Here is a 1114-nt window from a genome sequence, read left to right as displayed (position 1 = left end):
GTTGAAAAGCCACTGATGTATTACCGGAACAACCTGGTCTCGCTAATCAACCTGCTGGAACTGATGCCGCAGTTCGGTATCGGGGGATTTGTCTTTTCCTCCTCCTGTACGGTGTACGGACAGCCTGACCAGCTGCCTGTAAGCGAATCCGCGCCGGTAAAGCCGGCAGAATCCCCATACGGGAACACAAAGCAGGTCAATGAAGAGATTATACAGGATACAGTTGCCTCGGGAACGAATATCCGGAGCGTTATCCTCCGCTACTTCAATCCCATAGGCGCCCATCCTTCCACAGAAATAGGCGAACTGCCGAACGGTGTGCCTCAAAACCTCGTCCCATATATTACGCAGACAGCTATCGGAATCCGCGAACAGTTAAGCGTGTTCGGGGCCGATTACGATACGCCGGACGGGTCCTGCATCCGGGATTTTATCAACGTAGTGGATTTGGCCAAGGCTCATGTCGCGGCTATCGAACGGATTTTACAATCAGGGCAAAAATCGCCCGTCGAAGTATTCAATATCGGGACAGGACGCGGCTTATCTGTCTTGGAACTGATAAATACCTTCGAAAAGGTAACGGGTGTAAAGCTGAATTATCGCGTAACGGAACGCCGTGCCGGGGATATCGTAAAAGTATGGGCCGATCCGCAACTAGCGAATAATGAGCTGGGATGGAAAGCAAAGGAATCGATAGAAGACACGCTGATGTCGGCGTGGAACTGGCAGGTAAAAATATCGAAAAAACAAAAATAAGACCAAAAATAACTATACCGATGAACACGAATTTAGAAAAAATAGTCCCCCATTTTTTATTCGCCCATCCCATACTGCAGATACGCCCTTTGGGTGAAGGGCTGATAAATGATACGTTTTTCGTTGAAACGCAGGGAAATAATCCCGACTATATCCTCCAGCGGAAGAATAAGAATATCTTCAGGGATGTGCCCGCGATGATGGATAATATTTATAAAGTAACCACGCATCTGAAGAAGATAATCTCAGAACGGGGAGGCGACCCTCTAAGGGAGGCCCTGACTGTCATACCGACGGTGGACGGCAGGCTGTTTTATAAAGATGCCGCGGGCGAATACTGGGCTGCCTGCCTGTTTAT

1 protein-coding gene and 1 pseudogene are annotated in these 1114 nt (G+C 48.8%); both read left to right on the top strand.

Features of this window, described 5'->3' with window-relative positions:
• On the top strand, positions 1-756 hold a 756-nt coding region (gene galE, locus IR083_RS03685; protein WP_194223280.1), incomplete at its 5' end, for a UDP-glucose 4-epimerase GalE.
• Positions 757-776: 20 nt separating this feature from the next.
• Positions 777-1114: pseudogene (locus tag IR083_RS24575) on the top strand (aminoglycoside phosphotransferase family protein); the annotation flags it as partial.

Origin of the sequence: Dysgonomonas sp. GY75 (genome assembly GCF_015234155.1) — a bacterium.
GTDB classification, from domain to species: domain Bacteria; phylum Bacteroidota; class Bacteroidia; order Bacteroidales; family Dysgonomonadaceae; genus Dysgonomonas; species Dysgonomonas gadei.
Note: the sequence above shows the minus strand (reverse complement) of the source record. Positions and strands in the feature narration are given on the sequence as shown.